This is a genomic window from uncultured Salegentibacter sp., assembly GCF_963972535.1.
In the GTDB taxonomy this organism is placed as follows: Bacteria; Bacteroidota; Bacteroidia; order Flavobacteriales; family Flavobacteriaceae; genus Salegentibacter.
Genome location: NZ_CAXAVR010000158.1, coordinates 1 through 4,543, shown reverse-complemented (window position 1 = coordinate 4,543; position 4,543 = coordinate 1). Strand labels below are relative to the sequence as shown.

Here is a 4,543-nt window from a genome sequence, read left to right as displayed (position 1 = left end):
ATGGGATTTTTATAGCTACCGATCTTGCTTATGAGAATCACGCAGATTATAAAAACGGGAATGGAAGATTAATTGGAAACAGCCGATTCAATACAAAGACACTTAGACTACACACCGGAATAGAAAAAGAAAACTTTCAGAATAAATTATCATTTTCTTTTAATGATCAAAATTTAGGAATTATCCTGGATGAAGAAATGGAGGATTCAAAAAGCCTCGCCACCGGTCGAAATGACAGGGATATGCAATTGCCGTTTCAGGAGGTAAAAGACTATTTGCTTTCTTATAATCAAACTACGCAACACGAGAATTTTGAGACCTCTCTACACCTTTCACACCACTCAAATAATAGAAAGGAAGTGGAGCAGGATTTTGATCTTGTAGATCTTGGATTGCAGCAAAACCACAGCTTCTACAATGCAAGAATAACTTTTCCTAACGGAAAAATAAAGCATAGCCTGGGAACACAGGGAAGTTTTGTAAAAACCCAGAACATTAAAAATTCGCAGGAATTTCTAATTCCTGATGCCGAAATCTTTGAAAACGGAATCTACTACCTGGCGAGTTTAGATATTGACAGTTGGTTTCTCCAGGGCGCCTTTCGTTACGATTATAGAAATGTTACCGCAGATGCCAGTTCAGAAGAACTAATTGCAGACGACTATATCCTTCCCGGGAATCCTCAAAATCGAAAACTTACCAGGACATTTAACGGATTTACCGGTTCTATTGGCGCCACTAAAAAATTTAACGCCAAGAATCAACTAAAGTTTAATTTTTCCACCGGTTTTAGAGCTCCAGATCTGGCTGAATTATTCTCTAACGGTCCACATCCCGGCACCAGCCGATTTGAAAAGGGAAACGATCAATTTGGCAGGGAACAAAGCATACAGGCAGATTTAAGTTATACTTACCGCAACAACAGGTTTGAAAGTACTTTTTCAGCATTTGGTAGCCGGGTAAACAATTATATTTATTTCACCGCTACCGATGAAACATTGCCAGATGAAAACATGGAAATTTGGTCTTATCTCCAAACCGATGCTAACTTATACGGATTTGAATTTGAGATAAAACATACCTGGCTTGACCAGCAACGCCTGGAAACAAAATTTTCAGGAGCTATTGTAAGGGCAGAAGATCTTAAAAACGATAGAAATTTAAGTTTTATCCCACCGGATAATTTTAACCTGGAAGTTGGTTATTTCGGCTTAAATGATAGATCATTCTATGCTTTTTCAAAATTAAGAATGGTAAGCGACCAAAACAGGGCAGGTTTCAATGAAGAAACTACAGCCGGTTATTCATTGCTTAATTTAGGAATAAGTAAGAAATTTAATTTAGGAAACGATGAGCTGGAGACGGGAATTACAGTTTATAACGCCTTAAATAAAAACTATGTAGACCATATGTCAATTTTAAGAGCGTTTAACGTGAGTAGCCCAGGCAGGAATTTTATGCTGAATTTGAAATATAAATTTTAAATTCCGCGTTCTTTTTGAATTTGTTCGTAAGCTTCCTGCACTTTATTAAATTTTTCCTGCGCTCCTTTTCTATAAGCTTCGTCCATATGGCCTAATTTATCGGGATGATATTTTTTAACCATATTTCTGTATGCTTTTTTAACCTCAGCATCAGTAGCCGATTTTTCAATTTCAAGGATTTTATAAGCATTATCGGCAGATTTAAAGAACATAGCTTTTAAGCTTTCAAAATCCATTCGGCCAATTCTAAGATAGCCGGCAATTTCCTGGATTACGCGAGCTTCAGCTTCACTAACACGGCCATCGGCTTGCGCTATTCCGAAGAGAAAGTGAATTATTTGCAAACGTGCAGGATACTTTGTTCTGGCAGCCAAATATTGTGAAATTCTTGATGCTGAAATTTCACGATTTTTAATTAATTCATTAAAAGTTCTAAATGTTGCATTGGCACGTTCTTTCCCATAGGCCTGCACAAAATAGGAGCGTACATAATCCATTTCAGACTGTGAAACCTGTCCATCTGCCTTAATTACCAGGGAACATAGGGAGAGTAAATTTAGTTCAAAATCCCCGGGAGATACAGTTTGATCTTGCTGCCCGAACATTTGCTTAAAGGCTCCACCACTTCCCTTGGTCCAGTTATCTATTAACGTTCCTATTATAAAACCTAAAATGGCTCCCGGAAACCGGAAATACATATAGCCAATCACGGCTGCAATCCATTTAAACATGAAGAAAATTTTAAATAAGCGGCAAAGATACCATTTTACTCATTAAATGAGATTTATTTGCTTAAAGCCTTCACTCAAAATTCAAATCAATTCTAAGTACAAACGAGCTTAGATTCATCAATTTAGCCTATTAGCACATAATTTAATTGAAATATGGGCAGCTGAAGTTAATTTGGTATCTTTGTAACTTACTAAAGTTTAATACAAAAAAACAAATATATGTATCCAGCAGATTTAGTAAAACCTATGCGTGAAGACCTTACCAGCATTGGTTTTGAAGAATTACACAGTGTAGAAGATGTAGAGAACGCAATGAAGAAAGATGGAACTACCCTGGTAGTTGTAAATTCAGTTTGTGGATGTGCTGCGGCCAATGCAAGACCAGGCGCCAGAATTTCTTTACAAAATGCAAAAAAACCTGATAATCTGGTAACAGTTTTTGCAGGTGTAGATAAAGAAGCTACCGAAAAGGCTCGTAGTTTAATGGTTCCTTTTCCTCCATCTTCACCTTCTATGGCACTTTTTAAAGATGGTGAATTAGTACACATGTTAGAGCGTCACCACATTGAAGGCCGCCCGGCTGAAATGATTGCTGAAAACCTTATTGGAGCTTATAACGAGTTTTGTTAAGCAGCGATCTAGTATAATAAATTATTGAAAAAAGGTCTGAAAGAGCTTTAAGAACGTCATTCTGAAATAAATTCAGGATCTAACTTATAATTAGGTTAGAAGCTGAAACAAGTTCAGCTTGACGAAAAGTGATCTTTCAGACCTTTTTTATTTCCCTTTCCCAAATTAGTATTTGTAGGTTTTCGGCTTAAATACTTAATTTAGCCGCATAATCTAAGTGATGAAAAAAATACTTTCATACCCCTTATCGGTTTTATTCTATTTTTTCTTTTTTTTAAACCTACTGGTTTTTCATCCCATCCAATGGTTGTGCTTAAAACTTGGTGGCTACCAGCCGCATAAAAAAAGTGTAGATATCTTTAATTTCTTTTTAATGCGTTGCTTAAATATTCTGGGCACACGTTTTACTATAGAAAACCCCCACGATATTCCAATAGAAAAACCCTGCATTTTCGTCGCTAACCACCAGGGAATGTATGATATTCCCCCAATAATCTGGTATTTAAGAAAACACCATCCAAAATTTGTAAGCAAAAAAGAATTGGGAAAAGGAATTCCAAGTATCTCTTTTAATTTACGGCACGGAGGTTCGGTATTGATAGACAGAAAAAATCCCAGGGAATCGCTTATTAAAATGGCGAAATTTGCCAAATACCTCAACAAGACAAACCGTTCTGCGGTAATTTTTCCAGAAGGAACCCGCAGCCGAACCGGGGCACCAAAAAAGTTTGCCAAAAGCGGAATGCAAATGCTTTTTAAACAAATGCCAGAAGCTTTAATAGTTCCCATAACCATCAATAATTCCTGGAAACTCTTTAAATACGGTAATTTCCCAATGGAACCCGGCGTACATATTAAACTGAAAGTTCACGAACCTATTGCTGTAATATCAGACGATGCCGAAGGCTTGGTTGCCAAAGTAGAACGAACTATTATTGCTGATATTAAGTAAATATAAAAAATAACCGACCTGTATATTAAGACGTCCTCCTGAATTTATTTCAGAGCCTGCTCCGAAATTTATTCGGAGATCTAAGATCTTAAATTGTAATAACATCATAGAAGCTGAAACGAGTTCAGCTTGACGAAGCGACACTTTCAAAAATATTCTTTGATTTAAATATGAATAAACCCCAGATATTAAAAAACACTGAAGCCTTCGTAAAAGAAACCCTTAAAAATGCTGAAGGCGGCCACGACTGGTTTCATATTCAGCGGGTTTGGAATAACGCAAAGCTTATTGCTAAAAATGAAGCGGCCAATCTTTTTATAGTTGAACTCGGTGCACTGCTTCACGATATAGCCGATTCAAAATTTCATAATGGCGATGAAAGTGTTGGCCCCAAAGTGGCTTCAGATTTTCTTCAGAAACAAGAGGTTTCAGCTGAAATTATTAATCACGTAGTGAAGATTATAGAAAACGTATCTTTTAAAGGCGGAAATATTCAGCAGGAATTTAATTCTATAGAGTTGGAAATAGTTCAGGATGCCGACAGATTAGATGCGCTGGGTGCAATAGGTATTGCCAGAACCTTTAATTACGGCGGCTTTAAAGGCCGTGCCCTTTATGATCCTGAAATTGAACCCGATTTAAATATGACCAAAGAAGAATACAAAGCTTCTACCGCACCAACAATCAACCATTTTTACGAAAAGTTGCTTTTACTAAAAGACCGAATGAATACTAAAACAGGAAAG

Annotated in this window: 5 protein-coding genes; 4 read left to right on the top strand and 1 reads right to left on the bottom strand. The window is 36.8% G+C overall.

The window, feature by feature from the left end:
- Positions 1–1,484, top strand: a 1,484-nt coding sequence (locus AACZ30_RS13030; protein WP_339649878.1) for a TonB-dependent receptor, incomplete at its 5' end; no start/stop codon positions are given.
- Here AACZ30_RS13030 and AACZ30_RS13025 read toward each other — a convergent pair.
- A complete protein-coding gene (locus AACZ30_RS13025; protein ID WP_075325524.1) occupies positions 1,481–2,215 on the bottom strand; it encodes a TerB family tellurite resistance protein in 735 nt (244 codons plus the stop codon). The two genes, AACZ30_RS13030 and AACZ30_RS13025, sit on opposite strands and share 4 nt — an antisense overlap.
- Positions 2,216–2,434: 219 nt before the next feature.
- Here AACZ30_RS13025 and AACZ30_RS13020 point away from each other — a divergent pair, with 219 nt between their 5' ends.
- The 3 genes from AACZ30_RS13020 to AACZ30_RS13010 form a co-directional block, all read left to right on the top strand.
- Positions 2,435–2,845: a BrxA/BrxB family bacilliredoxin gene (locus tag AACZ30_RS13020; protein WP_075325523.1), complete on the top strand. Its 411-nt coding sequence runs from the start codon at positions 2,435–2,437 to the stop codon at positions 2,843–2,845.
- A 220-nt stretch (positions 2,846–3,065) separates the two neighbouring features.
- Positions 3,066–3,797 carry a lysophospholipid acyltransferase family protein gene (locus tag AACZ30_RS13015; RefSeq protein ID WP_339649877.1) on the top strand — a complete coding sequence of 244 codons (732 nt, stop codon included), beginning with the start codon at positions 3,066–3,068 and terminating at the stop codon, positions 3,795–3,797.
- A gap of 170 nt (positions 3,798–3,967) precedes the next feature.
- On the top strand, positions 3,968–4,543 hold a 576-nt coding region (locus tag AACZ30_RS13010), incomplete at its 3' end, for an HD domain-containing protein (RefSeq protein ID WP_339649876.1).

Excerpts from the sequence above, each read along its gene's own strand:
- AACZ30_RS13025 (WP_075325524.1), bottom strand. The coding sequence starts at position 2,215 with ATGTTTAAATGGATTGCAGCCGTGATTGGCTATATGTATTTCCGGTTT.
- AACZ30_RS13020 (WP_075325523.1), top strand. The coding sequence starts at position 2,435 with ATGTATCCAGCAGATTTAGTAAAACCTATGCGTGAAGACCTTACCAGC.
- AACZ30_RS13015 (WP_339649877.1), top strand. The coding sequence starts at position 3,066 with ATGAAAAAAATACTTTCATACCCCTTATCGGTTTTATTCTATTTTTTC.